Origin of the sequence: Streptomyces sp. NPDC049837, from assembly GCF_040674455.1 — a bacterium.
Taxonomy (GTDB): Bacteria; Actinomycetota; Actinomycetes; order Streptomycetales; family Streptomycetaceae; genus Streptomyces.
In genome coordinates this window covers 82467-108881 of the sequence record NZ_JBFAMP010000007.1, presented here as the reverse complement: position 1 = coordinate 108881, position 26415 = coordinate 82467, and the positions used below count along the sequence as shown (strand labels likewise).

The 26415-nt window shown below is 73.1% G+C and carries 23 protein-coding genes; 9 read left to right on the top strand and 14 right to left on the bottom strand.

The genetic code is table 11. The annotated features are described in order from the left end of the window. Positions 1 to 158: 158 nt before the first annotated feature. The 5 genes from AB0J57_RS20630 to miaA all read right to left on the bottom strand — a co-directional run bounded on the left by AB0J57_RS20630 (position 159) and on the right by miaA (position 6795). A complete protein-coding gene (locus AB0J57_RS20630; protein WP_366129682.1) occupies positions 159 to 1673 on the bottom strand; it encodes a M1 family metallopeptidase in 1515 nt (504 codons plus the stop codon). Positions 1674 to 1791: 118 nt separating this feature from the next. Further along, the gene (locus AB0J57_RS20625; protein WP_366129912.1) at positions 1792 to 4098 is read right to left on the bottom strand and encodes an HD domain-containing protein; all 2307 of its coding nucleotides are present in this window, start codon (positions 4096 to 4098) and stop codon (positions 1792 to 1794) included. Positions 4099 to 4327: 229 nt separating this feature from the next. After that, the gene (gene dapF, locus AB0J57_RS20620; protein WP_366129911.1) at positions 4328 to 5200 is read right to left on the bottom strand and encodes a diaminopimelate epimerase; all 873 of its coding nucleotides are present in this window, start codon (positions 5198 to 5200) and stop codon (positions 4328 to 4330) included. Positions 5201 to 5281: 81 nt separating this feature from the next. Next, a complete protein-coding gene (locus tag AB0J57_RS20615; RefSeq protein WP_366129910.1) occupies positions 5282 to 5749 on the bottom strand; it encodes a hypothetical protein in 468 nt (155 codons plus the stop codon). Between the two features lie 107 nt (positions 5750 to 5856). After that, the gene (gene miaA / locus AB0J57_RS20610) at positions 5857 to 6795 is read right to left on the bottom strand and encodes a tRNA (adenosine(37)-N6)-dimethylallyltransferase MiaA (RefSeq protein WP_366129681.1); all 939 of its coding nucleotides are present in this window, start codon (positions 6793 to 6795) and stop codon (positions 5857 to 5859) included. A gap of 182 nt (positions 6796 to 6977) precedes the next feature. On the opposite strand from miaA, the gene AB0J57_RS20605 reads away from it, so the two are divergent. Together AB0J57_RS20605 and AB0J57_RS20600 are read left to right on the top strand one after the other, a co-directional pair. After that, positions 6978 to 7226: a gliding motility protein gene (locus tag AB0J57_RS20605; RefSeq protein ID WP_366129680.1), complete on the top strand. Its 249-nt coding sequence runs from the start codon at positions 6978 to 6980 to the stop codon at positions 7224 to 7226. 36 nt (positions 7227 to 7262) lie between these two features. Next, positions 7263 to 7517, top strand: a complete 255-nt coding sequence (locus AB0J57_RS20600; RefSeq protein WP_366129679.1) for an antitoxin — start codon at positions 7263 to 7265, stop codon at positions 7515 to 7517. Between the two features lie 106 nt (positions 7518 to 7623). Here the strand turns inward: AB0J57_RS20600 and AB0J57_RS20595 are convergent, their stop codons facing one another. The 3 genes from AB0J57_RS20595 to AB0J57_RS20585 form a co-directional block, all read right to left on the bottom strand. Further along, positions 7624 to 8334 (bottom strand): class III extradiol dioxygenase subunit B-like domain-containing protein, encoded by a 711-nt coding sequence (locus tag AB0J57_RS20595; RefSeq protein ID WP_366129678.1) that lies wholly within the window; start codon positions 8332 to 8334, stop codon positions 7624 to 7626. Between the two features lie 73 nt (positions 8335 to 8407). Next, positions 8408 to 9934, bottom strand: coding sequence for a tRNA (N6-isopentenyl adenosine(37)-C2)-methylthiotransferase MiaB (miaB, locus tag AB0J57_RS20590; RefSeq protein ID WP_366129677.1), 1527 nt, complete (start codon positions 9932 to 9934; stop codon positions 8408 to 8410). Positions 9935 to 10049: 115 nt separating this feature from the next. Continuing rightward, the gene (locus tag AB0J57_RS20585) at positions 10050 to 10679 is read right to left on the bottom strand and encodes a TetR/AcrR family transcriptional regulator C-terminal domain-containing protein (protein WP_366129676.1); all 630 of its coding nucleotides are present in this window, start codon (positions 10677 to 10679) and stop codon (positions 10050 to 10052) included. Positions 10680 to 10807: 128 nt separating this feature from the next. On the opposite strand from AB0J57_RS20585, the gene AB0J57_RS20580 reads away from it, so the two are divergent. Together AB0J57_RS20580 and AB0J57_RS20575 are read left to right on the top strand one after the other, a co-directional pair. Beyond that, positions 10808 to 12352: an APC family permease gene (locus AB0J57_RS20580; protein WP_366129675.1), complete on the top strand. Its 1545-nt coding sequence runs from the start codon at positions 10808 to 10810 to the stop codon at positions 12350 to 12352. A 52-nt stretch (positions 12353 to 12404) separates the two neighbouring features. Further along, positions 12405 to 13535: an agmatine deiminase family protein gene (locus AB0J57_RS20575; RefSeq protein ID WP_366129674.1), complete on the top strand. Its 1131-nt coding sequence runs from the start codon at positions 12405 to 12407 to the stop codon at positions 13533 to 13535. Positions 13536 to 13542: 7 nt separating this feature from the next. Here the strand turns inward: AB0J57_RS20575 and AB0J57_RS20570 are convergent, their stop codons facing one another. Further along, complete coding sequence (locus tag AB0J57_RS20570; protein ID WP_366129673.1) at positions 13543 to 14904, bottom strand: cytochrome P450; 1362 nt, start codon at positions 14902 to 14904, stop codon at positions 13543 to 13545. A 146-nt stretch (positions 14905 to 15050) separates the two neighbouring features. On the opposite strand from AB0J57_RS20570, the gene AB0J57_RS20565 reads away from it, so the two are divergent. Next, positions 15051 to 15776 (top strand): alpha/beta fold hydrolase, encoded by a 726-nt coding sequence (locus AB0J57_RS20565; protein ID WP_366129672.1) that lies wholly within the window; start codon positions 15051 to 15053, stop codon positions 15774 to 15776. On the opposite strand, the gene AB0J57_RS20560 is transcribed toward AB0J57_RS20565, so the two are convergent. Next, the gene (locus AB0J57_RS20560; protein ID WP_366129671.1) at positions 15748 to 17118 is read right to left on the bottom strand and encodes a class II 3-deoxy-7-phosphoheptulonate synthase; all 1371 of its coding nucleotides are present in this window, start codon (positions 17116 to 17118) and stop codon (positions 15748 to 15750) included. The genes AB0J57_RS20565 and AB0J57_RS20560 overlap by 29 nt on opposite strands. Before the next feature lie 191 nt (positions 17119 to 17309). Here AB0J57_RS20560 and AB0J57_RS20555 point away from each other — a divergent pair, with 191 nt between their 5' ends. Further along, the gene (locus tag AB0J57_RS20555; RefSeq protein ID WP_366129670.1) at positions 17310 to 18842 is read left to right on the top strand and encodes an anthranilate synthase component I family protein; all 1533 of its coding nucleotides are present in this window, start codon (positions 17310 to 17312) and stop codon (positions 18840 to 18842) included. Next, positions 18839 to 19474 carry an aminodeoxychorismate/anthranilate synthase component II gene (locus AB0J57_RS20550; protein WP_366129669.1) on the top strand — a complete coding sequence of 212 codons (636 nt, stop codon included), beginning with the start codon at positions 18839 to 18841 and terminating at the stop codon, positions 19472 to 19474. Before AB0J57_RS20555 ends, AB0J57_RS20550 begins: the two co-directional genes overlap by 4 nt. On the opposite strand, the gene AB0J57_RS20545 is transcribed toward AB0J57_RS20550, so the two are convergent. Continuing rightward, positions 19449 to 20843 carry a PLP-dependent aminotransferase family protein gene (locus AB0J57_RS20545; protein WP_366129668.1) on the bottom strand — a complete coding sequence of 465 codons (1395 nt, stop codon included), beginning with the start codon at positions 20841 to 20843 and terminating at the stop codon, positions 19449 to 19451. The genes AB0J57_RS20550 and AB0J57_RS20545 overlap by 26 nt on opposite strands. A gap of 131 nt (positions 20844 to 20974) precedes the next feature. Here AB0J57_RS20545 and trpD point away from each other — a divergent pair, with 131 nt between their 5' ends. Continuing rightward, on the top strand, positions 20975 to 22078 hold the full coding sequence (gene trpD / locus AB0J57_RS20540) for an anthranilate phosphoribosyltransferase (RefSeq protein ID WP_366129909.1): 1104 nt from the start codon (positions 20975 to 20977) through the stop codon (positions 22076 to 22078). Positions 22079 to 22280: 202 nt separating this feature from the next. Here trpD and trpC read toward each other — a convergent pair whose 3' ends face one another. Beyond that, positions 22281 to 23099, bottom strand: coding sequence for an indole-3-glycerol phosphate synthase TrpC (gene trpC, locus AB0J57_RS20535; protein WP_366129667.1), 819 nt, complete (start codon positions 23097 to 23099; stop codon positions 22281 to 22283). Between the two features lie 179 nt (positions 23100 to 23278). On the opposite strand from trpC, the gene AB0J57_RS20530 reads away from it, so the two are divergent. Next, positions 23279 to 24067: an FkbM family methyltransferase gene (locus tag AB0J57_RS20530; RefSeq protein ID WP_366129666.1), complete on the top strand. Its 789-nt coding sequence runs from the start codon at positions 23279 to 23281 to the stop codon at positions 24065 to 24067. Between the two features lie 75 nt (positions 24068 to 24142). Here AB0J57_RS20530 and AB0J57_RS20525 read toward each other — a convergent pair whose 3' ends face one another. Together AB0J57_RS20525 and AB0J57_RS20520 are read right to left on the bottom strand one after the other, a co-directional pair. Next, positions 24143 to 25108, bottom strand: coding sequence for a TauD/TfdA family dioxygenase (locus AB0J57_RS20525; RefSeq protein ID WP_366129665.1), 966 nt, complete (start codon positions 25106 to 25108; stop codon positions 24143 to 24145). Position 25109: 1 nt separating this feature from the next. Then, complete coding sequence (locus tag AB0J57_RS20520) at positions 25110 to 26405, bottom strand: cytochrome P450 (protein WP_366129664.1); 1296 nt, start codon at positions 26403 to 26405, stop codon at positions 25110 to 25112. Positions 26406 to 26415: the final 10 nt, after the last annotated feature.

Below are 26415 nucleotides of genomic sequence, written 5' to 3'. Positions count from 1 at the left end.
GGTCGAGCGGCTCATCAGTCACAACGCGTGACTCCCCCGGATCATTCCCGGGGCGGGGCGTCGGCATTCCAGGGGCCCGGCAGCGCCGCCGACCCGTTGATGGTCGCATGGTACGGCCGGGCCCGTCACCCCGGTTTTCCGGGCCCTGGGCGCCCCGGTCAGCGCTTGGCGGCGGGGGCCGCCGGTGCCTTGGTGGCGCCCTTGGCCGGTGCCTTGCTGCGCCAGTCCGGGTGGCCCGGCATCTTCGGGGTGCGCTCGCCGTACAGCCAGCCCCGCATGAACTCGGTCAGGTCCCGCCCCGCCTCCGCCGAGGCGAGGCGTACGAAGTCGGCGGTGCTCGCCGTCCCGTGCGCGTACTCCGTCACCCAGCGCCGCTCCAGCCGCTCGAAGGCGTCCTCGCCGATCTCCTGCCGCAGCGCGTACAGGACCAGGGCGCTGCCGTCGTAGACGACCGGCCGGAACAGGCTGATCTTCTGGCCCGCAGCGGGCGGCCTGGGCGCGGCCGGCGGGCCGCCCGCGGCGCGCCAGCGGTCGGAGTCGAGGTACGCCTGGCGCATGCGCCGCTCCAGGGGCTGCTTGGCGGTCTCCTCCGCGTACAGCGCCTCGTACCAGGTGGCGTGTCCTTCGTTGAGCCACAGGTCCGCCCACCGGCGCGGCGAGACGCTGTTGCCGAACCAGTGGTGGGCCAGTTCGTGCACCATGATCGATTCGACGAACCACTTCGGGAGGGTGCTCCGGGTGAACAGCGAGCGCTCGAAGAGGGAGAGCGTCTGGGTCTCCAGCTCGAAGCCCGTGTCGGCGTCGGCGACGAGCACGCCGTACGTCTCGAAGGGGTAGCGGCCGACCTTGCGCTCCATCCACTCCAGGTGGGCGGGGGTCTTCTTCAGCCAGGGTTCCATCCGCTCGACGTCGGCGGCCGGTACGACGTCGCGTACGGGCAGGCCGTTCGGGCCGGTGCGGTGGAGCACGGTGGAGCGGCCGATGGACACCTGGGCCAGCTCGGTGGCCATGGGCCGGTCCCCCCGGTACAGCCAGGTCTGGGTGTCACCGGCGAGCGCCCGGGCGACCCTGCGGCCATTGGCCACCACCGTCAGGCCCTTCGGAGCGGTGACGCGGAAGGTGAAGTACGCCTTGTCGGCGGGGTGGTCGTTGCCGGGGAAGACGCGGTGGGCGGCGTCGGCCTGGTTGGCCATCGCCAGGCCGTCGGCGGTACGGACCCAGCCGCCCGCGTTCCTGGGGCCGGCCGGGTCGCTGGTGTGGGCGACGGCGATGTGTACCCGCTCGCCGGCCCCGACCGCCTGTGACGGCTCGATGACCAGGTCTTCGCCGCTGATCGCGAACTCGGCGGGCCGGCCGTCGACCTCGACCGTGCGCACGGTGCCGTGCGTGAAGTCCAGGTTGATGCGGTCGAGCCGGTCGGTGGCCCGCGCGTCGATCTTGGTGACCGCGTCCAGCGGCTTGCCGTTGTCGCCCCGGTAGGTGAAGGCGATGTCGTACGCGAGGACGTCGTACCCGGGGTTGCCGAGCTGCGGGAAGAGCGGGTCGCCGATGCCGAGGGGCTGGGGCGAGGGCAGCGCCGCGCCGAGGAGGCCGGCCGAGGCCGCCGCGACCAGGGCCACGCGGAGGCGTCGCGCGGTGCGGGCTGTGCGGGGTGCACGCGATGTGAGGGACATGGAGCAACCGCTACCAGCGCGCAGCGCCGGGACCGCGACGGCGCGCGCCCGGCGCACCACGAACGTACTCGGACGGACCCGGAGGGGGACTCGGCCCCGCGCCCGGGCCGGGGGCGGCTCAGCCGGTGGTGGTGGCCGGCTGCTGGGCGCGGCTCACGTCGTACACCCCCGGTACGTCGCGCATGGCGCGCATCAGGCCGGGCAGCTCGGCGGCGTCGGCGAGCTGGAGCGTGTACGTGTGCCGGACGCGCTGCTCGCTGGGCGGTTCGACGGTGGCCGAGACGATCGCCGCGCCCGCCGTGGCGATGGCCTCCGTGAGGTCGGCGAGCAGCCGGGGCCGTCCGAAGGATTCGGCGACCAGGGTGACCCGGCACTCGGCCGTCTCGCCCCACCGCACCTCGACCGGCACCCGCCCGGCCGCCTCCATGCGCCGTACGGCGGGGCAGCCGACGCGGTGGACGGTGACGTTTCCGCCGCGTACCGGAAAGCCGGTGACCGCGTCGGGCGGGACGGGCGTGCAGCAGCGGGCCAGCCGCACGTGGGCGTCCGGCAGGTCGGTCACCACGGCGTTCGCCCCGCTTGCGGTGTCCCGGGCCGGGGGGTCGGCGTTCAGGGTGGTGGACGGCGGGCGGGGGGCGGCCGCCGGGACCTTCGCGCCCTCGGGGTGCGCGGCGAGCCAGCCGGTGATGGCGATCCGTGCGGCCGGGGTACGGGCGTGCTTCAGCCAGTCGGGCGAGGGCCCGGCGGCGGGGTCGTCCTGGGCGGAGCCGTCGCGCGCGGGGCCGTCCGCCGCAGGGGCGCCGTGGGCGCGGTCCTCGGAGGCGTCGCCCTCGCCGGCCGGGCCGTCGGCGGCCGGGGCGGGGCCGGGGGCGTGGTGGGCGAGGTCCCCCGGGGCCCCGGTGGGGCGGCCCGCCGGGCGGCCCTTCGCGCGCCCCGGAGGCGCGGCCCCCTCCCCCCGCGCGAGCAGGAGCTGCACGGTGTCGCCGTCGTTCAGGACGGTCCCCAGCGCCGCCAGACGGCCGTTGACGCGGGCGCCGACGCAGGTGTGCGCCGCCTCGCCGTACTGCGCGTACGCGGCGTCCACGCAGGTCGCCCCGGCCGGCAGCGCGAGGGTGCCGCCGTCCGGGCGGAAGACGGTGATCTCGCCGTCCTGGGCCAGGTCGGCGCGGAGCGAGGTCCAGAAGGTGTCGGGGTCGGGCGTGGCCTGCTGCCAGGCGAGCAGCCGGGACAGCCAGCCGGGCCGGGTGGGGTCGGTGCGCTCGCCGTCCTCCGCGTGGTCAGCGCCTTCCGCGGGAGCGGCGTACGGGTTGCCGAGGGCGACGACGCCCGCTTCGGCGACCTTGTGCATCTGGTGCGTACGGATGAGCACTTCGGCGACGGCTCCGTCGGGCGCGGCGACGGCCGTGTGCAGCGACTGGTACAGGTTGAACTTGGGGGCGGCGATGAAGTCCTTGAACTCGGAGATCACCGGCGTGAAGCAGGTGTGCAGCTCGCCGAGCACTCCGTAGCAGTCGGCGTCCTCCCCCACCAGGACCAGCAGCCGTCCGAAGTCGGTCCCGCGCAGTTCGCCGCGCTTGAGCCGGACGCGGTGCACGGAGACGAAGTGGCGTGGCCGCACGAGCACTTCGGCCGGGATGCGGGCCTCCCTCAGCACCGTCCTGACGTCGTCGGCGATGGCGGCGAGCGCGTCCCCGGCGGTGGCGTTGTCGGCGATGAGCGCGCGGGTGTTCTCGTACTCGGCGGGGTGGAGGATGGCGAACACCAGGTCCTCCAGCTCCGTCTTGAGGGCCTGTACGCCGAGCCGCTCGGCGAGCGGGATGAGGACGTCGCGGGTGACCTTGGCGATGCGGGCCTGTTTCTCGGGGCGCATCACGCCGAGGGTGCGCATGTTGTGCAGCCGGTCGGCGAGTTTGATGGACATGACGCGGACGTCGTTGCCGGTCGCGACGAGCATCTTGCGGAAGGTCTCGGGCTCGGCGGCGGCCCCGTAGTCGACCTTCTCCAGTTTGGTGACGCCGTCGACGAGGTAGCAGACCTCCTCGCCGAACTCCTCCCTGACCTGATCCAGGGTCACGTCCGTGTCCTCGACGGTGTCGTGGAGGAGGGAGGCGGTCAAGGTGGTGGTCTCGGCGCCCAGTTCGGCGAGGATCAGGGTGACGGCGAGCGGGTGGGTGATGTACGGCTCGCCGCTCTTGCGGAACTGCCCCCGGTGCGAGGACTCGGCGAGCAGGTACGCCCGGTGCAGGACGGTCAGGTCGGCGTCCGGGTGGTGGGCGCGGTGGGCCTCGGCGACGTGGCTGATGGCGTCGGGCAGCTTGTCGCGGGTGCCGGGGCCGAGCAGTGCGGCGCGGCCGAGCCTCCGGAGGTCGATCCTCGGGCGGCCGCGCCGACGGCTGGGCGCGGGGTTCGTGGCCTCGGCACTCAGGTTGGTGGCCTCTGCGCTCATGGGCACCTCCGACGGCGTCGACCGGCGGTGGGGCGGGACAAGGCATGCCCGCCGGGCCGGTGCTTGATGCTACCGAGCCCACCACGTAGCGCTGACCCGCTCTCGCTCAGCGTGAACGGGATCACCCATTCGAGCGAAGGGTGCGCAAAGGTTCAGCAGGGGCCTCAGACGAGCGCTTTTCGGCCTCTTTCAGCGCCTTTCGGCCGCTTCAGGAGAGCGCGGAGGCGAACCAGGCCGGGTCGAGACGGCCTTCGGCGACGATGACGGCGGGTCCGGTCATCTCGATCCGGCCGTCGGGGTGCTCGGTGATCACGAGCGTGCCCCCGAGGACGTCCACGGTGTACGTGACCGGGGTGCCTGTCTCGGCCGGGTCGGCGCCGTCCCGGCGGGCCGCCGCCACGGCCACCGCGCACGCGCCCGTGCCGCAGGAGCGGGTCTCGGCGGCGCCGCGCTCGTGGACGCGCATCGCCACGTGGCGGGGGCCCCGGTCGACGACGAACTCGATGTTGACGCCGTCGGGGTAGACCGCGGCCGGCTCGTACGGCGGCTCGGTGAACAGGTCACCGGCGTGGGCGAGGTCCTCGACGAAGGCCACCGCGTGCGGGTTGCCCATGTTCACGTTCCGAGCGGGCCAGCTCCGGCCGCCGACGGTGACGGTGACGCCGTCCTCGGGGAGCCGGGCGCGGCCCATGGAGACGGTGACGTCCCCGTTCTTGGCGAGGTGGACCGGCTTGACGCCGCCACGGGTGGCGATGGCGATGTCACCGGCGGTGACATACCCGGCGTGCTGGAGGTACCGGGCGAAGACCCGGACGCCGTTGCCGCACATCTCGGCGACCGAGCCGTCGGCGTTGCGGTAGTCCATGAACCACTCGGCCTCGTCGGCCATGTCCCGCGCCTCGGGGTGGGCGGCGGACCGGACGACGTGCAGCAGTCCGTCGCCGCCGAGGCCGGCCCGGCGGTCGCAGACCCGGGCCACGACGCCGGCGGGCAGGTCGATGGCATTGTCCGGGTCGGGCACGATCACGAAGTCGTTCTCGGTGCCGTGGCCCTTGAGGAAGGCGATGGGCTCGGTGGTCACGGGATCGGTGGTCACGGGGTCAATCGTACGGGTGGGGTCCGACACCCGGCCGGTCAGCCCGCCCACCGGCCCCCGGGCGCCTCAGCGCAGCCGGGCCACGCGCCAGACCGCCAGGGCCACCGGGACGGCGACGCCGACGGCGTACAGGGCGATCACGCGCCAGTCGGGGCGCTCGCCGGAGCCCCGGGCGGGCAGGCCGGGCCAGGTGTACCCGACGCGGCGGGCGGCCATCATGCCCCAGCCGGCGGCGCAGCCGCACAGCAGCAGGCCCAGCATGGCGAGGACGGCGCCGCCGTCGCCCGAGCCGAAGGCGAGGGGGAAGCCGAACATCAGCGAACCGATCACGGCGAGGCCCACGATGGGGGCGAGCTGCCAGATGCGCAGCTTGCGCTGCGGGCGCAGTTCGACCTCGACCTCGTCGGGGGTGATCTCGGGTGTCCCGTCCTCGTTGAGGTCGGGACCGTCCGGGCTCAGGCCCGGTGCGTTGCTGGCCACCTGGGGTTCGTCCGGTGCTTCCTGGTGTTCTCTGTCGCGAGGGCCGGCCTCCATCGCCACGCGCCCTCCCAACTCGGGTTCCACTGGTCGATCGATGCTCGATGATGGCACGGCCCCGACCGTTGGAATGACGGGCAGGGCGTCCCGATGCCATCACGTGATCAGGCTGTAACCGCTCGTTCGACCAACGCCAGCGCCTGACGCGGAAGTTCCGCGCGGTCGGCGGCGGCGCCGCTCAGCCAGTGGACACGCGGGTCGCGGCGGAACCAGGAGTCCTGGCGGCGCGCGAAGCGCTTGGTGGCGCGTACCGTCTCGGCGCGCGCCTCCTCCTCGGTGCACTCCCCCGCGAGCGCGGCCAGTACCTGCTGGTAGCCGAGGGCGCGGGAGGCGGTGCGGCCCTCGCGCAGCCCGCGGGCCTCCAGGGCGCGGACCTCGTCGACGAGCCCCGCCTCCCACATCCGGTCCACGCGCGCGGTGATCCGGTCGTCGAGCTCCGGGCGGGCGACGTCGACGCCGATCTGGACGGTGTCGTACACCGAGTCGTGCCCCGGCAGGTTCGCGGTGAAGGGCCTGCCGGTGATCTCGATCACTTCCAGGGCCCGCACGATCCGGCGGCCGTTGCTGGACAGGATGGCGCGCGCGGCCTCCGGGTCGGCGGCGGCGAGGCGGGCGTGCAGGACGCCGGAGCCCCGCTCCTCCAGCTCGGCTTCGAGGCGGGCGCGGACGGCGGGATCGGTGCCGGGGAACTCCAGGGCGTCGATGGCGCCGCGTACGTACAGCCCGGAGCCGCCGACGAGGACCGGGGTGCGGCCGGCGGCGAGCAGCCGGTCGATCTCCGCACGGGCCAGCCGCTGGTACTCGGCGACGCTGGCCGCCTCGGTGACGTCCCAGATGTCCAGGAGGTGGTGGGGGACGCCCCCGCGCTCCTCGTGCGTCAGTTTGGCGGTGCCGATGTCCATCCCCCGGTAGAGCTGCATGGAGTCGGCGTTGACGACTTCCCCGCCCAGCTCCTGGGCGAGGTGGACGCCCAGATCGGACTTTCCGGCTGCCGTGGGGCCGACGACGGCGATGACCCGCGGGGCGGGAGCTGCGCTTCTCACCGTCCCAGTCTCGCAAACCTTCCGACCCGTCCCCGAACGAGTTACGTGACGGCATGACATCGGCGTCGTTGCCTGTTGCGAGGTTCCGACCGCCGGTTTACGGACCGGCTGCACCGGGCGACGCAATGGGACGCTCCGGACGAGGCGGAATTTCGCCCACACGAGTACGCTTTGGAGTAGATATGGGCGTGTTTTCACGGTTTCGTAGGAGGAAGTCCGAGGCCTCTTCCGAGGAGGCGGCAGCGGCGGCCGTCGTTGCGGAGGCCGAGTCGGAGGGCACGGAGCCGGAGGCGTCGGACACCGCCGAGGCCGCGGGGAAGCCGGACGAGGCCGCGGCCGCCGAAGGTGCCTCCGAGAGCGTGGAGATTCCCAAGCAGCAGTCGGCCGAGGAGGCGGCGGACAACGAGGCCGGCGAGAGCGCCCGCAAGTAGGATCCTTACGACGGTTACTCCGAGGGAAGGTGCCCCATGGGCTTCCTGGATTCGTTGAAGGCCAAGCTCGCCCCTGCCAAGGAGAAGGTCTCCGACCTCGCGCAGCAGCACGAGAGCAAGATCGACCAGGGGCTGGAAAAGGCCGCCAGGATGGTCGACCAGAAGACCAAGGGCAAGTACAGCGACAAGATCGAATCGGGGACGGGGAAGGCCAAGGACGCCTTGGGCCGGATCGCCCACAAGGACGAAGGCGGTACGCCGCCCACGCCGCCGGCCCCACCGGCCTCCTGACCTCGTTCAGCCGGCCACGGCACCACGACGGACGGCCGCGGAGCACATGCCGTGCTTCGCGGCCGTCCGTCTGTCCGTCGGTCTGTCCGCCCGGGGCGGACAGGGCCTAGGACCAGGCGGCCACGAAGTAGCCGACTCCGTACGGGGCGTCCTCGTGGAGCAGCCGGCCCTCCAGGCCCGCGCCTTCGGCGGCGCCCGCGAGGACCTGCCAGGGCGCCCGGCCGGCCACCTTCAGTTCGTGGGCCAGGCGCTCGTCCAGCGCCGCGAGGGCACCGGTGTCGGCGGAGCCCAGCGCCCGGGCGGCCCGTTCGTCGAAGGCGGCGGCGCGGTCGTCGAGGTAGCCCGGCGCCTTGAGGCTGCGGCACGCGCTGCCGTCCCCCAGCACCAGGAGGGCGACCCGCCCGGCCTGCGCGGCGAGCTCCCGGCCGGCCTCGGCGCACCGCACGGGCGCGAGCCGCTCGCTCACGGCGAGGCCCTCGACCGGGGCGTCGGCCCAGCGCACGCGCTCCAGGAGCCAGGCGCCCACGGCGAGCGGGGCCGGCAGCGGCCGGTCGCCGGCGGCGGTGCCGGTGCCGAGCCGTACCTGGACGTCGACCCCGAAGCCCCTGAAGTCCCCCACCGTCCCGGCCGGGTACCGCTCCAGCCCCTCTTCCGCGCCCGGCCCGACCACGACCAGCCGGTCCGGGCGCGACGCGGCGAGCACGGCGAGCGCGTCCGCACACGCCGTGCGCGCAGCATCGAGCTCGGGCGCGGCCCCGGAGGCGAGGTCGGGCACGAGGAGCGGCGGGCAGGGGCAGACGGCGGCGGCGACAAGCATGATCCGCAGCGTAGCCGCTGCACCACCACGCGGGCCGTCAGTGGCCGTCAGTGCCGGTGCGGCCGGCGGCGGGTCAGGTGAGGGCGCAGCCGCCCGTGACCGGCGGGAGCGGAGCCGGGGCGCCGATGGTGGGCAGGCCCAGCAGGACGCCCGCGGGCTTGGCGGCCTCCGCGGCGTTGCGCTTCTGCCAGGCGTCGCCCGCGCGGGTGCGGCGTACGTGGGCGGTGGGGCCCTCGGCGAGGAGGTGGTGCGGGGCCGCGTAGGTGATCTCGACGGTCACCACGTCGCCCGGGCGCACGTCCTGCTCCGGCTTGGTGAAGTGGACCAGGCGGTTGTCGGGCGCGCGGCCGGAGAGGCGGTGGGTGGCGCCGTCCTTGCGGCCCTCGCCCTCCGCGACCATGACCTCCAGGGTGCGGCCGACCTGCTTCTTGTTCTCCTCCCAGGAGATCTCCTCCTGGAGGGCGACCAGGCGCATGTAGCGGTCCTGCACGACCTCCTTGGGGATCTGCCCGTCCATGGTCGCCGCCGGGGTGCCGGGGCGCTTGGAGTACTGGAAGGTGAAGGCCTGCGCGAAGCGTGCCTCACGCACGACGTGCATGGTCTGCTCGAAGTCCTCCTCCGTCTCACCGGGGAAGCCCACGATGATGTCGGTGGAGATCGCGGCGTGCGGGATGGCGGCGCGCACCTTCTCGATGATGCCGAGGTAGCGCTCCTGGCGGTACGAGCGGCGCATCGCCTTCAGGACAGTGTCCGAGCCGGACTGGAGCGGCATGTGGAGCTGCGGCATGACGTTGGGCGTCTCGGCCATCGCGGCGATCACGTCGTCCGTGAAGTCGCGCGGGTGCGGCGAGGTGAAGCGGACGCGCTCCAGGCCCTCGATCTTCCCGCAGGCGCGCAGCAGTTGGCTGAAGGCCTCGCGGTCGCCGATGTCGGAGCCGTACGCGTTGACGTTCTGGCCGAGCAGGGTGATCTCGGAGACGCCCTCGGCGACCAGCGCCTCGATCTCGGCGAGGATGTCGCCGGGGCGGCGGTCCTTCTCCTTGCCGCGCAGCGCCGGGACGATGCAGAAGGTGCAGGTGTTGTTGCAGCCGACGGAGATGGACACCCACGCGGCGTAGGCGGACTCGCGCCGGGTCGGCAGCGTGGAGGGGAAGGCCTCCAGCGACTCGGCGATCTCGACCTGTGCCTCCTCCTGGATGCGGGCGCGCTCCAGGAGCACCGGCAGTTTGCCGATGTTGTGCGTGCCGAAGACGACGTCGACCCACGGCGCCTTCTTCACGATCGTGTCGCGGTCCTTCTGGGCGAGGCACCCGCCGACGGCGATCTGCATGCCCGGCCGCTGCGACTTCTTGGGGGCGAGCCGGCCGAGGTTGCCGTACAGCTTGTTGTCGGCGTTCTCGCGGACCGCGCAGGTGTTGAAGACGACGACGTCGGCGTCACCGTCGGAGCCCTCGGGAGCGCGGACGTACCCGGCATCTTCCAGCAGGCCGGAGAGCCGCTCGGAGTCGTGAACGTTCATCTGGCACCCGTAGGTGCGGATTTCGTAGCTCTTTGGTCCCTGAACGTCCACTGCGAGGCTCCGGTCGCTGCTGCTGGTCATTGTCCAAGGGTAAGCGGTCGCGGGAGGCCCGCTGCCGGCCCGGGCACCCCGCCCCGGGCGGCGTGCCTGACGTCCGCCGCACGCCCGCCGGCCCCGTCCGGCGGGCCGGAGCGGGTCACGCCACGGTGGCGGCGAGGCCGTCGAGGAGGAGGGCGAGGCCCGTCTCGAAGCCCCGCTCGTCGAGGCCGGCCAGGCCCGAGGCGTCGGCGCCGGCACCGTCGAGGGCGTCGGCGAGGGACGGGTACGCCGGGCGGTAGCCGTCCGGGGGGCGGGTGAAGCCCGCGGTGAAGGTCTCCAGGGCCGAGCCGAGGACCAGGTAGTCGAGGGCGGCGGCGACCTCGGCCGCCCTGGCGGGCGTGCAGCCGATCCGGACCAGGGCGGCGATGAGCGTGTCGTAACCGCGCAGGGCCTTGTCCGCCTCCACGCGCCGCCGGGCCACCAGGGCGATCATGTGCGGGTAGCGGAGGTACACGCGGCGGTAGCCGCGGGCGTACGCGGCGATGCCCTCGCGCCAGCGCGGGTCGTCGAGCGGGGTGAGGTCGATCTCCTCGTTGATCCGCTCCAGTGCGGCGTCCAGCAGGTCGTCCTTGGACGCCACGTGGTGGTAGAGCGACGCCCCGCTCACGCCCATGCGCCGGGCGAGGGCCCGCATCGTCAGGGCCTGGGGGCCCAGCTCTTCGAGCAGTTCGAGAGCGGTGCGCGCGATGCTCTCGCGGCTCAGCAGTGGCTGGCTCGGTCGGCCCATCGCGGTGCTCCCCCTCTTTTCCGCCGCCAGGTTACCGGGCCGAAGGGGTTCACATTCAGCCAGTGGCGCGTTAAGTTCCCCGCACCCCGATACCTAACAACGTTAGATTTAGTCAGCACGAGGTGACCATGACGCCCACGCCCTCCCCGCCCCAGCCGCATGACAGCGACGCCGACGCCGCACGCCTGGGCGACCTCGGCTACCGGCAGGAGCTGCGCCGCAGCCTCGGCATCCTGGGGAACATCTCCATGGGCTTCGCCGTGGTCTCCCCCGTGGTGGCCCTCTACGCGGTGGCCATGGTCGGCACGACCGTCGCGGGCCCCGCCTGGATCTGGGCGCTGCCGGTGGTGCTGCTCGGCCAGTGCCTGGTGGTGAACGTCTACTCCGAGCTCGCGTCCCAGTGGCCGCTCGCGGGCGGCCCGTACCAGTGGAGCCGCCGCCTGCTCGGGCCGGCCTTCGGGTGGATGGGCGGCTGGGTGTGGCAGTTCGCCGTGATGTTCGGCAACACCACCGTGGCCTACCTCGCCGCGCCCTGGGTCTTCGCCCTGTTCGGGATCACGCCCACGCCCGGGGCGATGGTGGCGGTCGCCGTGGGCATCCTGCTCGGCTGCATGCTGATCAACGCGTACGGCATCAGGGTCCTGAGCTTCATCGTGTCGCTGGGCATCGGCGCCGAGGCGGTGGCCTCCGTCCTGGTCGGCTTCTCCCTGCTGCTGTTCTTCCGGGAGCACGACTTCGTCCTGTTCACCGACACCATGGGCGCCGAGGCCCTGTCCGGCGGCTCCACCCCGCTGGCCTTCCTCGCCGCCGTCGCCGTGGCCGGCTGGGCCTTCATCGGCTTCGACGCCTGTGTCTCCACCTCCGAGGAGACCAAGGACGCGGGCCGCCAGGTGCCGCGCGCCATGTGGTGGGCGCTGCTCAGCGTCGGCGCGGTCGTGATCCTCAACGCCATGGCCGTCGCCCTCTCCCACCCCGCGCCCGAGAAGGTCGTCCTGGGCGAGGACATCGACCCGGTGACCACGGCGGTGGTGCACTCCTTCGGCTCCTGGTCCGACAAGCCCTTCGTGGCCGTCGTCCTGGTCGGCTTCCTCGCCTGCGCCATGGCGTCGCAGGGCGGCGCGGCGCGCGGCCTGTACTCGCTGGCCCGGGACGGCGTCTTCCCCTTCTCCCGGCAGGTGCGGAAGGTCAACAAGCGCCAGGCGCCGATCGGCGGGCTCGTCGCGTCCACCCTGGTCAGCGGTACGGCGCTGCTGCTCGGCCTCGACGCGACGGCCATCGGCAGCCTGATCGCCTTCGGTACGGCGGCGACGTTCCTGCCGTTCTTCCTCACCTCGCTGGCCGCCCTGGTCGCCCGACTGCGCGGCACCTGGGTGCCGTCCGGGCACATCCGGCAGGGGCGCAAGGGCACGGTCCTGAACGTGCTGGCCGTGCTGTGGACCGGCTTCGAGGTGGTCAACGTCTGCTGGCCGCGCGCCATCCTCGCCCCGCCGGGCGCGCCCTGGTACCAGGTGTGGGCCGGGCTGCTGGGCACGGCGGTGATCATCCTCGCCGGGCTGGTCTACCTGGTGGTCCGCCGCCCGCAGGACAAGATCCGCGACGACCGGCCGTCAACTGCCGCTCCCGCCGCGCCGGACGCGGACGAGCCCGCCGCGCTCGCGGCCGACGCCTCCTGACGCCACCCCCTCGCACGTGCACATCCACCGTTTCCCTGCAAGGAGATACGAGATGAGTCTGCCCCGCGTACCGCACCTGAGCAGAAGGGTCTTCGGCGGCGCCGCCCTGACGGCCGCCGCGGCCGCCCTGATCGGCTCCGGCCGCGCCATGGGCGCGATGACCAAGGAGGTCACCACCGTGTTCCACGCCCCCGCCGAGTGGGAGGCGCACTCCGGCTGTGTGATGGCCTGGCCCTGGGACCCGGCCGTCGGCTGGGGCGGGCTGCTGCGCGACGTCCAGGACGAGATAGCGGGCATCGCCCGGCAGATCGCCCGCTTCGAGTCCGTCCTCATGGTCGCCGAGCCGGGGCACGCCGCCGCGGCCCGCGCCCGGTGCGGCAGCACGGTCACCGTGATCGAGCACCCGATCAACGACTGCTGGACGCGTGACACGGGCCCCGTCTTCGCCGTCGACGCGGGGAAGACGCAGAAGATCGGGCTCGACTTCCGGTTCAACGGCTGGGGCGAGAAGTACCCGTACGACAAGGACGACTTCCTGCCCGTCGGGGTCTGCGACCACCTGGGCGTGGAGCGCCGGCCCGTCGACATGGTGCTGGAGGGCGGGGCGGTCATCACGGACGGGCAGGGCACCCTCATCACCACCGAGGAGTGCCTGCTCCACCCCAACCGCAACCCGTCCATGAGCCGCGCCCAGATCGAGGCCACGCTGCTGGAGGCGTACGGGGCGAGCAAGGTCGTCTGGCTGCCGTACGGCCTGAACAACGACGACATCACCAACGGGCACGTCGATCTCGTCGCCGCCTACCTCGGCCCGGCGAAGGTCCTCCTCCACATCCAGCCCGACCCCACCAGCCCCAACCACGCCCGCATGGCGGCCAACCAGGCGGTGCTGCGCAACGCCACGGACGCGCGCGGGCGCCGGTTCGAGATCGTGGAGCTGCACCACCAGCCCCACTACCGTCTCAACGGGCTGCTCGTGGAGACGTTCAGCCACACCAACTACTACGAGACCAGCGGCAGCGTCGTCGTGCCGCTGTCCGGAGAACCGGCGGACTCCCTGGCGCTCGCCCAGTTCCGCACCCTGTTCCCCACCCGGGAGGTCGTGGGCGCCCCGGCCCGCGTCCTCGGCTGGGGCGGCGGCGGGGTCCACTGCGTCACCCAGCACATCCCGAAGACCCTGTAGGTCACGGTCACCGCCTGGCGCGGAGGGTGGCGACCAGCGGGGTGGCCGGCTGGAGCAGCAGGCCGACCCGGGGCGTCACCTCCGTGGCCGGCAGGTCCAGGTGGAAGCGCTGCGCGAGCGTGGCGAGCAGCAGGACGGCTTCCACCTGGGCGAACCGGGCCCCGAGGCAGGTGCGCTGGCCGCCGCCGAAGGGGTACCAGGCGTGGTCGGTTACGGCGTCGGGGCCGTCGGCGTCCCAGCGTTCGGGGCGGAAGGCCGCGGGGTGGGGGAACCAGCGCGGGTCGCGGTGGGTGGTCCACTGGCTGCACCAGACGATGGTCCGGGCCGGGACGCGGGTGCCGCCGAGGGTGGCGCCGTCGCGGGCGACGCCGGCGAGGAGCCAGGCGGGCGGGTAGAGCCGCAGGCTCTCCTTGACGACCTGCTGGGTCCAGGTGAGCCGGTCGTGGTCGTCGATGGTGGGCGGGCGGCCGCCCAGGACGCGGTCGAGTTCGGCTTCGAGCCGGTCCCGGACCGAGGGGTACGCCGACAGCAGGTGCCACATCCAGGTCAGGGCGGTCGACGTCGTCTCGTGGCCGGCCGCCCACAGGGTGACCGCCTCGTCGCGCACCTCCCGGGGCGACAGGGGCCGGCCGTCCTCGTCGCGGGCGGCGAGCAGCCGGCTCAGCAGGTCGTCGCGGTCCTCCTCCGCGTCGGCGGGGCCCCGCAGCCGGGCCCGGATGAGCCGGTGCACCTCGCCGTCGATCGTGGCCACCGCCGCCCGCAACCGCCGCCGCGCCGGGGTGGTGACCCAGCCGGGCATGAACAGCGTCATGCTCCGCAGCTCCGCGCCGATCACGTGCTCGGCCACGTTCATCGCCTCGGCCAGCGCCCCGGTCCGGTCACCGAGGTCGTTGCCGAACAGGCTGCGCAGCACGACCCGTTGGGTGATGAGCGCCATCTCGCGGTGTACGTCGATCCGGTCGCCGTCCCGCCACCGGTCGGCCGCCCGGCGGGCGCAGTCGACCATGGTGGTGGCGTAGGTCTTGACCTGGCGCGGCCGGACCGTCGGCTGCACCAGCGAGCGCTTGCGGCGCCAGTCGTCGCCCTTGCTCATGATCACGCTCTGGCCGACGACCCGCTTGAACGCCCAGCCGATCTCCAGGATGTCGTACATCTGCTCACGGGCGGCCAGCAGCTCGGTGATGTGCGCGGGGTGGGACAGGAACAGGCTCTGCCGGGGCCCCAGCGACCAGCGCACGGCGTCCCCGAACTCATCCCGCAGCTTCGTCAGGAACGCCAGCGGGTCCCTGCCGAACTCCGGCAGGTTGCCCAGCAGGGGCAGGCCACGGGGCCCGGGTACGGGGTTCAGGGGAACGCTGCACGTGGTCACGGGGGCTCCAGCGGTCGGCGCACGGCTCGGTGGTCGACACGCTTAACGCGGCGGGCCCGGCCGAGGTGGCGGCGTCAGCGGCGTGTCAGTCCCGGTCAGGATCGTGGAGGCGACACACACAACGCGGGGGCCTTGGGGGCAGGAAGATGTGGACACAGTGCGTCGAGCCACGGCCGTTCGCGGACCGGCGGCTGGTCTGTTTTCCCCACGCCGGCGGCTCGCCCTACTTCTTCCGGGGCTGGGGCAAGGCGCTCACGGGGTTCGAGGTGCACGCGGTGTGCTATCCGGGCCGTGCCGAACGCATCGCGGAGCCGCCCGCCACGGAGCTCGCCGCGATGGCGGGTGACATCACCGCGGCGCTGCTGCCGTGGATGGACGGCCGGCCCACCGTGTTCTTCGGCCACAGCATGGGCGCGATCGTCGCGTACGAGGTGGTGGGGGCGCTGGAGGAGGCGGGGGTCGAGGTGGCGCACTTCGTCGCCTCGGGCGCCCGGGCGCCGCACCTGTTGCGGCCGGACCCCGACGTGGCCACCACCTGGGACGACGAGTCGATCGCGAGGACGCTCGTGGAACTGGGCGGCACCGACGCGGAGTTGCTGCGCAACCCGGCCTTCGTGGAGCTGGTCATGCCCTACATCGGCGCCGACTTCCGCATGCTCGCCTCGTACGGGCCGGACCGGAGCACGCCGCTGCGGTGTCCCGTCACCGCGCTCGTCGGGGACCGCGACCCCAGGGTCGGGGCCGACGACGTCGCGGCGTGGCGGTCGGAGACGCGGGGGCCGTTCCGGTTCCGGACGTTCCCCGGCGACCACTTCTACCTCGCCGGGGAGCCGCCCTTCACGGTCATCGACGAGGCGCCGGCCGGGAGCTGAGCGCGCCGGGGCGGTCCCGGTACATCTCGGCGAGCAGGAAGGCCAGGTCGAGCGACTGGGTGTGGTTCAGGCGGGGGTCGCAGGCCGTCTCGTAGCGGTGGTGCAGGTTCTCGGCCAGCACCGCGTTGCCGCCTCCGACGCACTCGGTGACGTCGTCGCCGGTGAGCTCGACGTGCACACCACCGGGGTGGGTGCCCAGCTCCCGGTGGACCTCCACGAAGCCGCGCACCTCGTCGAGGATCGTGTCGAAGCTGCGCGTCTTGTGGCCGCTGGGCGCCGTGATGGTGTTGCCGTGCATCGGGTCGCTGACCCAGCAGACCAGGGCGCCCTCGGCGGTGACCTTCTCGATCAGGTCGGGCAGCACGTCACGGACCCGGTCGGCGCCCGCGCGGACCACGAAGGTCAGCCGGCCGGGTTCGCGCCGGGGGTCGAGCCGGTCGATGAGACCGAGCACGGTGTCGGGGGTCGTGGTGGGGCCGAGCTTGACGGCGATGGGGTTGTGCACCCGGGAGAAGTACTCGACGTGGGCGCCGTCGAGGTCGCGGGTCCGCTCGCCGATCCACAGCAGGTGGCCGCTGGTGGCGTAGGTGCGGTCGGTGCCCGGCTCGGTGCGGGTGAGGGCCGACTCGTAGTCGAGCAGCAGGCCCTCGTGGCCGACGAAGAACTCGGCCGTGTCCAGTTCACCGGTGTCGACGCCGCACGCCTGCATGAAGGCGAGGCTGCGGTCGATCTCGTCCGCGAGCTGCTCGTAGCGCTCACCGGCCCGCGAGTCCGCGACGAAGCCCTGGTTCCAGGCGTGCACCTGCCGGAGATCGGCGAACCCGCCGGTGGTGAGGGCCCGTACGAGGTTGAGGGTCATGGCGGAGCTCTCGTACATGCGCCGCATGCGCCACGGGTCGGGGCGCCGCGCCCCGGCCGTGAACTCCAGGCCGTTGACGGCGTCGCCCCGGTAGGAGGGCAGTTCGGTGCCGTCCCTTCTCTCGACCGGTGACGAGCGGGGCTTGGCGTACTGGCCGGCCATCCGGCCGATCTTGACGACGGGCAGGGCGGTGGCGTGGGTGAGCACCACGGCCATCTGGAGCAGGGTCTGGAGCTTGCCGCGAATCGCGTCGGCGGTGACCCGGTCGAAGGTCTCGGCGCAGTCGCCGCCCTGGAGGAGGACCGCCTCGCCACGGGCCACCGCGGCCATGCGGCGGCGCAGCAGGTCGCACTCGGCGGCGAAGACCAGCGGGGGCGCGGCGGACAGCCACCGGGTCACGGCGCCCAATTCCGCCTGGTCCGGCCAGTGCGGCTGCTGGGCCGCGGGGAATTCCCGCCAGGATTCGGTGGGTGAATGCGTCATCCTCGGTTCCCTTCGCTGTTACCTGTGGCCGTCTTGCCCGTGCCAAGTGGAAACACGGATCAGCTCAGTGCACCCGGCGTACCGGGTCAAGGGATTGGCCAAGTGGTCCGCATGAACGGCAATTGATTGGTCTGGCACGGCCGCCGCACCCGCTGTTTTGCTGATCGCAGTGCTGTCGACGGGAGTTCACCATGCGAATAGCGGAACGGATCGCGGTGCGGGTCACCGCGACCGGATTGCCCCACCACGATTCCCTTGATGTGTACGAGCGGCTGCTCGCCGTGCGCGGGGAGGAGGACGTCTTCCTCTTCGAGAGCGCGGACGGCGCCGAGCCCGACCGCCGGTGGGCCGTCGTCGGGTTCGGGCGCCTGGCGGAGATCCGGGTGTTCGACGGGTACGTCGAGATCGACGGCGCCCCCGGAGTGGTGGCCGCCCTCGTGCCGGCCGCCGAGGAGGCGGGCCTGCGGCCGGAGCCGGCGGCGCCGGGAGGGCCGGCGCACCGGTTGCGGCTGCCGGGTGACGGCGGCGGGGTGTGGGAGCTGCTGGCGCGGGCACAGGGGCTGTTCGACGTCGGCACGGACGTCCCCGCCACGTCGTACGCCTTCGGGTTCCTGACCTCGTTCGCGTACGAGTCGGTCTGGCACATGGAGACGCTGCCCGCCCGCACCAAGGCCCCGAACGGGCCCGACATCACGCTCACGCTGTTCCGGGACACCGTCTGGTACGACCTGACGACGGGTGAGGTACGGCTGCTGCGCGCCGAGAGCGCCGCGTTCCCGGAGCGGACGGCCGGCGGCACGGACACGGACGCGGTCGTGGCGATGGCCCGCGAGGCCGCCCGGGAGCGGGCCGGCGGGCGCCCGGCGGCCGTTCCGGAGGCACCCGTCCCGCTGTCGGTGAGCGACAGCGTCAGCCGCGAGACGTTCCTGAAGTGGGCCGATGTCTGCCTGGAGCACATCAGGGTCGGTGACATCTACCAGATCCAGATCGGCCACCGTATCGACGTGACGACGACGCTGACGCCCGTCGACGTGTACCGGCGGCTGCGCGCCCGCAACCCCTCCCCGTACATGTACCTGATGCCCCGGGCGGGCAACACGCTGATCGGCGCGAGCCCTGAGCTGTTCTTCCGGATCGAGGGCGACGAGATCGTGATGCGCCCGATCGCGGGGACCGCGCGGCGCGGCGCGGACGAGGAGGAGAACCAGCGGCGGGTGAAGGAGATGCGCGAGAGCACCAAGGAGCAGGCCGAGCACATCATGCTGGTCGACCTGTGCCGCAACGACATCGGACGGGTCAGCCGGCCCAGCACCCAGCCGGTGGACCGGCTGATGGCGGTGGAGAGCTACTCGCACGTGTTCCACCTGGTCTCGACGGTCTCGGGCAGGCTGGAGGAGGGCGTCGACACCTGGCAGGCGGTGCGCGCGACGTTCCCGGCGGGGACGATGACGGGCGCGCCGAAGGTACGCGCCATGGAGATCATCGACGGCCTGGAGCGGGAGCGGCGCGGCAGTTACGCGGGCGCGGTCGGGCTGGCCGACGTGCGCGGCTGGAGCGAGTTCGCGCTGTGCATCCGCACGGTCGAGTACGACGGGACGACGTACTCCACGCAGAGCTCGGCGGGCATGGTGGCCCAGTCGGAGCCGGAGGCGGAGTGGCGGGAGACGCTGGCGAAGATGGGGGCCGCCCACTGGGCGCTGACCGGTGAGGAGTTGCTGCCGTGAGCGAGGCGAGGGTTCTCGGACCGAGGGTTCTGCTGATCGACGCGTACGACAGTTTCGTGCACATCATCGACCAGTACCTGCGCACGCTGGGCGCCCGGACCGAGGTGGTGAGGTCGCTGACCCGCTCCCCGGAGGAACTGGCCGCCTCCCGGCCGGACGCCGTGGTCCTCGGGCCCGGGCCCGGTCACCCCGCCGAGTCGGGCCACGTCGAGCTGGTGCACCGGTTCGCCGGGCGGGTGCCGCTGCTCGGGGTGTGCCTGGGCCACCAGGCGATCGCGCTGGCCCACGGCGGGCGGATCGAGGTGGCGGACCAGGTGATGCACGGGCGGACCAGCACGGTGCGGCACGACGGGGCGGGGGTGTTCGCGGGGCTCGGCCATACGCTGGAGGCCACCCGGTACCACTCGCTGGTGGTCGCCGAGCCGCTGCCGGACGACCTGGTGACCACGGCCGTCGCCGTCGACCACGGCTATGTGATGGGCCTGCGGCACCGCACGCTGCCCATCGAGGGCGTGCAGTTCCACCCCGAGAGCATCATGACGACCGGTGGGCTGACGATGATGGAGAACTTCCTGGCGATGGCCCGTGGTACGGGGGCGACGGCCCTCACCGGAGGCGGCGCGCCTCGCTGATGGCCCGGACGGCCTCCGCCACGCCGGAGCGCGGCAGGTGCGCGTGCCCCACCACCAGGGCGGGCGCGTCCCACCGGGGGCGTACGTGGAAGGCGGCGCCACCGCGCACCACGACCGAGCGGCGCAGCGCGGCGGCCACGAGCGCCGCCTCGTCGGTGTGGCGGGGCAGCGTGACGTAGGCGTGCAGGCCCGCCGCCCGGCCGATGACCGAGGCGCCCGGCAGGTAGCGGCGTACCGCCTCCTCAAGGGTGTCGCGGCGGTCGCGGCAGTGGGCGTTGAGGCGGCGCAGGTGGCGGTCGAACAGTCCGCTGCGCAGCAGTTCGGCGAAGGCGAGCTGGGTGAGGCTCTCGGTGCCGAGGTCGTGGCGGGCGCGGGCGCGCAGCAGTCGGGCCAGCAGGTCCGGGGGCGCGGCCAGCCAGCCCAGGCGGAGGCCGGGGGCGAGCGACTTGCTGGCCGTGCCCGCGTAGACGACGTGGTCGGGGGCCAGGCGCTGGAGGGCGAGGGGGCGCGGGCCGCGCTCGTACCAGAGGCCGCCGTCGTAGTCGTCCTCGATGACCAGCCCGTCGACGTCCCGCGCCCAGCGGACGAGTGCCTCGCGGCGGCGCGCCGAGAGGGCGGCGCCGGTGGGAAACTGGTGCGCGGGGGTGACCAGGACCGCGCGCACCCCGGTCGCGGCGAGCGCGTCGACGTCGATGCCCTCCTCGTCGACCGGGACGGGCACGGGGCGCAGTCCGGTCTCCTGGACGAACTGGCGCTGGCCGGGGTGGCCCGGGTCCTCGATGCCGATGGCGTCGACGCCGTCCTGGCGCAGCACGGTGCACAGCAGGCCCAGCGCCTGCGCGAACCCGGCGACGACCATGACCTGGTCGGCGGCCGCGCGCACGCCGCGTACCCGGCCCAGGTAGTGGGCGAGTTCGACGCGCAGGCCGGGCTCGCCGGCGAGCGGCGGGTAGTCGTGGTCGGCGGGGCCCGCCGACTGGAGGACGCGCTGGTAGCAGCCGAGCCACTCGCGGCGTGGGAAGGCGGGCAGGTTGCGGCCGCCGGTGCGCAGGTCCCAGCGGACGGCGGGCACGTGCCCCTCGTCCAGCAGGGTCGGTACGACGGGCGGCGCGGCGTCGATGTGGGCGACGACCCGGGTGCCGGCGCCCTGGGTGGCCTCCAGGTAGCCCTCGGCGACGAGTTGGCCGTACGCCTCCACGACGACGCTGCGGGAGACGTCCAGGTCGTGGGCGAGCCTGCGGCTGGACGGCAGGCGGGTGCCGGGGTGGAGAATTCCCTCGGAAATCTCTCTCTTGATGAAGCTCTGGATCTGGGCGGTCAGGGACGTCTCGGAATCCCTGACGACCTCGACGGCCATGTGCAGGGCCATGGGCCCTTCCCCCTTCGAATTGGTCCGTATATCTCAACGGGCAGTGGTCTGGTGGGCGCTCGTCGTCATTCGGAGACTGGACGGAGAAATTTCCTCAGGTGCCGTCCAAGGAGAATTCCGTGACCGCCGAAGTGACCGCCGAAGCGACCGCCGAACCGACCGCCGAACCGCAGGTTTCCCCGAGCTGGCCGGAATTGCTGAACGCGCTTCTGGAGCGCAGGAGTCTGTCCGCCGACGACACGGACTGGGCGATGGACCAGGTGATGTCGGGCGCCGCCGGGCCGGTGCGGCTGACCGGGCTGATGGTGGCGCTGCGCGCCAAGGGCGAGACGGTGGAGGAGATCGAGGGCCTGGTGCGGGCCATGGGGCGGCATGCCGTGCCGCTGGACGTGCCCGGGCCGGCGGTCGACATCGTGGGGACCGGCGGGGACGGTTCCCACAGCGTCAACATCTCCACGATGTCGGCCGTCGTGGCGGCCGGGGCCGGGGCGCGGGTGGTGAAGCACGGGAACCGGTCGGCGTCGTCGGCGTGCGGATCGGCCGATGTGCTGGAGGAGCTGGGTGTGGCGCTGAGCCTGCCGCCGGCCGATGTCGCGGAGGTGGCGGAGGAGACGGGCATCACGTTCTGCTTCGCGCCGGAGTTCCACCCGGCCATGCGGCACGCGGCCGGGCCGCGCCGGGAGCTGGGCGTGCGCACGGTGTTCAACGCCCTGGGGCCGCTGGTCAACCCGGCGTCCCCGGCCGCCCTCGCGCTGGGCGTGGCGGACGCGCGGCTGGCACCCCTGCTGGCGGGCGTGCTGGCGCGGCGCGGGGTGTCGGCGCTGGTGTTCCGGGGCGACGACGGGATGGACGAGCTGACGGTCACCACGACCTCCACGGTCTGGTCGGTGGGCGGTTCGGCGGTGCGTACGGAGGTGTTCGACCCGCGTGACCTGGGCATCGCGCTCGCGCGCCCGGGCGCCCTCCGGGGCGGGGACCGGGCCCACAACGCCCGGGTCGCACGGGAGGTGCTCGCCGGCGCACCCGGCCCGGTCCGGGACGCGGTCCTGCTGAACGCCGCGGCGGGCCTGGCGGCGCTGGCCCCGCCGGACGGGCGGGGCGTCGGCTCCGTCACGGAGCGGCTGGCGGCCGGTGTCGAACGGGCCGCCGAATCCATCGACTCGGGCGCGGCGGCGGCGGTCCTGGAGCGGTGGGCCGCCGTCACGACGAAACGGTCGGAGGCGGTGGGGAGGTGAGGGCTGGGGGTGAGGGCCGGGGAGTCGGATCGCGGGGCGGTGGGTGGTTGGCGCGGGGCCGTGGGTGCGGGCGGCGTGGCCCCTCCGGGCTCACCTCCTCGAGGCCGGCGGCCTTGGGTCACGGGCTCGGGAGCCCATCCTTCGCCTCCCCCAAGCTCTGCGGGGGCGACCCTGCACGGCCCCGCCTCGGGCCGTTCGGCGGCTATCGGCCGGTGGGTGAGGAGGGCCGCAGTGCCGGGCGGGTGGCCGTGAGGAAGGAGGCGAGCGTGGCGCGGGGGTCGGGTCCCGTGACGAGGGCCTCGCCGACCAGGACCGCGTCGGCGCCGGCGGTCGCGTAACCGGCGACGTCGACCGGGCCGCGTACCCCCGACTCGGCGACCTTGACCACGTCGTCCGGGAGGTACGGCGCCACCCGGGCGAACGTCCCGCGGTCGACGTCCAGGGTGCGCAGGTCGCGTGCGTTGACGCCGACCACCCGGGCCCCGGCGGCGACGGCCCGCTCCGCCTCCGCCTCGTCGTGCGCCTCCACCAGCGGCGTGAGACCGATCTCCGTGGCCAGCGCCACGAGGTCGGCCAGCCGGGGCTGGTCCAGCGCCGCGACGATCAGCAGCGCCAGGTCGGCACCGTGTGCCCGCGCCTCCCAGAGCTGGTAGGCGCCGACGATGAAGTCCTTGCGCAGCACCGGGACGGAGACCCGTGCCCGTACCGCGTCCAGGTCGTCCAGCGAACCGCCGAAGCGGCGCTGTTCCGTCAGGACGCTGATCGCGGCGGCGCCCCCGGCGGCGTACTCGGCCGCGAGGGCCGCCGGGTCGGCGATCTCGGCGAGCGCGCCCTTGGAGGGGCTGGCCCGCTTCACCTCGGCGATGACCGACGGCCCCTCCCCCGCGCGCAGCAGCGCGACGCAGTCCACCGGTGGCCCGGCGGCGGCCGCCCGCTCGCGCAGTGCCGCCTCGGGCACCTTGTTCCGGCGTACCGCCAGATCGGCACGCACTCCTTCGACGATCTCGTCGAGAACGCTCATCGTGTCTCTCCGACAGGTTGGTTGAGGATCGACACTAGGGAGGCGGACAGGTCTCAACCACCTCCTTAAGGGTCCGGCGAAAGTCCCTGGTGGCGGCGGCGACCGGGCATCAGCCCGCCGTCAGCACGCTTCGGCACGCTGGCAATCGCCGTATGTCCGCGACCAGTCAGGAGAGCGCCATGGGGATCGATCCGAGCCGGATCGCCGGCGTCAACGCACACGAGACCGCGTTCCTCTACGAGGAGATCTTCGTCCGCCGCGCCTACCTCCCCGACGGGATGACCCTGCCGCCGGACGCCGTGGTCTTCGACGTGGGGGCGAACATCGGGCTCTACTCGCTGTTCGTGCGCACGGTGTGCCCGGACGCCACGATCCACGCCTTCGAGCCGCTGCCGCCGGTCTTCGAGAAGCTGGAGCGGAACATGACCGCGTACGGCGTACCGGCGAAGCTCTTCCGGTGCGCGCTGTCCGACACCGACGGCGAGGTGGACTTCACCTTCTACCCCGGCTACACGACGATGTCGGCCCGCTCCTCGCACGCGGCGACCGAGGCGGACCGGGAGTTCATCAAGCGCCAGGTGCTGGACAAGCCGGCCGCCGCGGAACTGGGCGAGGACGTCGGCCTGCTGGACGAGATGCTGGCGTACCAGTTCCGTGAGGTGCCGTACGTGTGCCCGACCCGGCGGCTGTCGGACGTGATCGCGGAGGAGGGCGTGGACCGTGTCGACATGCTCAAGGTGGACGTCCAGCGGGCCGAGGCCGAGGTGCTGCGCGGGGTGGACGAGGCGCACTGGCCGCTGATCCACCGGATCGCGCTGGAGGTGCACGACGAGCCGGGCACGGTCACGGAGGGCCGGCTGGACGTGCTGTGCGCCGAGCTGCGCGACCGGGGGTTCACGGTCGCCCCGCTCGCGGACGACGGTCTGGTGGAGTCGGGCCGTTACTCGGTCTTCGCGTCGCGGTCGTAAGAGAGCTGCGGTCGTAAAAGACCTACGGAGGCCCGGTCACGGTGACCGGGCCTCCGTACGTATGGCGCGCGCGAGTCAGGTCATCGAGACGACGACCTTGCGCGGTCCCGTGTACGCCTCGCGCCCGTGCAGCACCGACATATTGGCGACGATCATGATGTCGCCGCGCTGCCACGGCTCGACGAGCCTGTTGCGCCGCGCGGCCGCGCGCACCTCGGCGAGGTCCTCCTCCGGGATGGGCGTGCCGTCGCCGTAGGTCACCCAGTGCGGCAGGTCGTCGACGTCGTCGATCAGCGACAGCAGCGTCTCGCCCTCGTCGCCGGGCAGGTTCGACGGGTGCCACTGGTCGGCCTGGTTGAACCAGACGTCCCGGCCGGTGAGCGGATTGGTGCGGACGCCCGGGCGGTGCTGGCTGACGCGCAGGCCGCCCTCGGCGGTCCACCGGTACTCCGCCTCCGAGGCGTCCAGGAACTCCTCGACCACGCCGCGGTCGTCGGTCTCGAAGGTGTCCTGCCAGGACTTGCCCAGCCCCAGCCCGCCGTGCAGGTGCTGCCGGTAGACGACCCCCGACTCGAAGCGCTCCCGGACCCCCGGGTCGAGGTCCTCCAGCAGGGCGTGACCGTCGCAGACCGGGGTGGCCCCGCCGGTCTCCGGCGCCACCAGGCAGCAGAAGAACAGCCGGCTGGGCCAGCGGTGGGCGTACGACAGTTCGTTGTGCAGCGAGATGTCGAAGCGCGCCGGGTACTCGGTCGACGTGAACACCCCGTCGGAGACCGTCATGCGCGGGGTGTTCCCGCCCCGGTAGCTGTCGATCAGCGGGTCGCCGAAGGCGGTGACGGCCCGGTGGAACTCGTCGGCGTCGGCCACGCCAAGGCCGCGCAGCATCACCGCGCCGCACTCGGCCAGCAGCTCCTCCACCCGGTGGCGCACCTCGCCCAGCGTGCCGGTGTCCCACGACTCGACGCGCCCCTCGATGTGCAGGATGGCCAGGGTGGTGCCGCCCGTCGTCCGCCTCTCCTCCCGCATGCCGGCGTCCCCCATGTCAGCCCGTCACCTTCCCCGCCGCGCCCGCCGCGGCCGGCGTCGCCGGTTCGGCGGTGAGGGCGACGGGCAGTCCGCTGTACCCGTGCACGAAGTTGGAGTAGAGGCGCTGCGGCGGGCCCTGGAGCCGGATGCCGGAGACCATGGTGCGCAGCGCGTCGACCATGGCGTTCACATGGACCCGGCCGAGGAAGGCCCCGAGGCAGAAGTGCGGCCCGTGTCCGAACGCCACGTGCTTGTTGGGCGTGCGGCCGATGTCGAAGCGGTACGGGTCGTCGAAGGCGTCCTCGTCGAAGTTGGCCGAGCTGTTCCACAGGGTGACGACGTCCCCGGCGCGGATCACCTGGTCGCGGACGGGTACGTCGACGAGGGCGCGGCGCCCGAAGTGCATGGCGGGGGTGGTCCAGCGCAGCACCTCCTCGGTGGCGCTGTCGACGCCGACCTCGCCGTCCTTCAGCTTGCGCCACTCCTCCGGGTTCTCGGAGAACGCGATGAGGCCGCCGATGGAGGACATGCGGCTGGACTCGTCACCGCCGAGGATGAGGCTGTAGCAGTTGAAGACGATCTCCTCCTCCGACAGCGGCTTGCCGTCGACGGTGGCGGTGGCGAGGGCGCTGATGACGTCGTCGCCGGGGTTGCGGCGGCGCTCGGCGGCCAGTTCGGAGAAGTAGAGCAGGATCTCGTTCCGGGCCATCACCTCGTCCAGCATGCTGTCCTCGGAGCTGTGCCGGGACAGGGTCTGGGTGTTCCACTCGACGAGCCGTTCCCGGTCGGCGGCGGGTACGTCCATGAGGTCGCCGATGGTGTTGATCGGGATGTGGTCGGCGACGTCGGTGACGAAGTCGAGTTCGCCGCGTTCCAGGGCCTGGGCGACGAGTTCGCGGGTGCGGCGGTGGACGCCGGCGACGACGGGTTCCAGGACGCGGGGCGAGAACGACTTGAGCATCAGGTTGCGGATCTCGCGGTGGCGCGGCCCGTCGGTGACGGCGAGCATCTTGCGGGAGGCGGAGTCACCGCCCTGGAGCAGGGTCGCGAGGACGTTGCCCTGCTCGGAGGTGAACTGCTTGTTGTCCCGGTAGATGGTGACGACGTCGGCGTACGTGGAGACGACCCAGAAGCCGGGGACCGGGGTGTCGGTCGCGTGCCAGTGGACGGGGCTCTCGGTGCGGAACCGGCGCCACAGGGCGTGCGGGTCGACGTCGAGGAACGTCTGCGGGTCGGTGAGGTCGTACGCGCCGAGCGGGGGTGGCGGCGTGGTGCCGGTCGCGCCCGCGGGCGCGGGCTGCTGCGTGGTCATGGCTGGTTTT

Excerpts from the sequence above, each read along its gene's own strand:
- AB0J57_RS20545 (WP_366129668.1), bottom strand. The coding sequence starts at position 20,843 with ATGGCCCTGCACATGGCCGTCGAGGTCGTCAGGGATTCCGAGACGTCC.
- AB0J57_RS20600 (WP_366129679.1), top strand. The coding sequence starts at position 7,263 with ATGGGCTTCCTGGATTCGTTGAAGGCCAAGCTCGCCCCTGCCAAGGAG.
- AB0J57_RS20530 (WP_366129666.1), top strand. The coding sequence starts at position 23,279 with ATGGGGATCGATCCGAGCCGGATCGCCGGCGTCAACGCACACGAGACC.
- AB0J57_RS20575 (WP_366129674.1), top strand. The coding sequence starts at position 12,405 with ATGAGTCTGCCCCGCGTACCGCACCTGAGCAGAAGGGTCTTCGGCGGC.
- AB0J57_RS20615 (WP_366129910.1), bottom strand. The coding sequence starts at position 5,749 with ATGGAGGCCGGCCCTCGCGACAGAGAACACCAGGAAGCACCGGACGAA.
- AB0J57_RS20560 (WP_366129671.1), bottom strand. The coding sequence starts at position 17,118 with ATGACGCATTCACCCACCGAATCCTGGCGGGAATTCCCCGCGGCCCAG.
- AB0J57_RS20520 (WP_366129664.1), bottom strand. The coding sequence starts at position 26,405 with ATGACCACGCAGCAGCCCGCGCCCGCGGGCGCGACCGGCACCACGCCG.
- miaB (WP_366129677.1), bottom strand. The coding sequence starts at position 9,934 with ATGACCAGCAGCAGCGACCGGAGCCTCGCAGTGGACGTTCAGGGACCA.
- AB0J57_RS20565 (WP_366129672.1), top strand. The coding sequence starts at position 15,051 with ATGTGGACACAGTGCGTCGAGCCACGGCCGTTCGCGGACCGGCGGCTG.
- AB0J57_RS20585 (WP_366129676.1), bottom strand. The coding sequence starts at position 10,679 with ATGGGCCGACCGAGCCAGCCACTGCTGAGCCGCGAGAGCATCGCGCGC.
- AB0J57_RS20595 (WP_366129678.1), bottom strand. The coding sequence starts at position 8,334 with ATGCTTGTCGCCGCCGCCGTCTGCCCCTGCCCGCCGCTCCTCGTGCCC.
- AB0J57_RS20630 (WP_366129682.1), bottom strand. The coding sequence starts at position 1,673 with ATGTCCCTCACATCGCGTGCACCCCGCACAGCCCGCACCGCGCGACGC.
- AB0J57_RS20605 (WP_366129680.1), top strand. The coding sequence starts at position 6,978 with ATGGGCGTGTTTTCACGGTTTCGTAGGAGGAAGTCCGAGGCCTCTTCC.
- AB0J57_RS20555 (WP_366129670.1), top strand. The coding sequence starts at position 17,310 with ATGCGAATAGCGGAACGGATCGCGGTGCGGGTCACCGCGACCGGATTG.
- AB0J57_RS20525 (WP_366129665.1), bottom strand. The coding sequence starts at position 25,108 with ATGGGGGACGCCGGCATGCGGGAGGAGAGGCGGACGACGGGCGGCACC.
- trpC (WP_366129667.1), bottom strand. The coding sequence starts at position 23,099 with ATGAGCGTTCTCGACGAGATCGTCGAAGGAGTGCGTGCCGATCTGGCG.
- AB0J57_RS20580 (WP_366129675.1), top strand. The coding sequence starts at position 10,808 with ATGACGCCCACGCCCTCCCCGCCCCAGCCGCATGACAGCGACGCCGAC.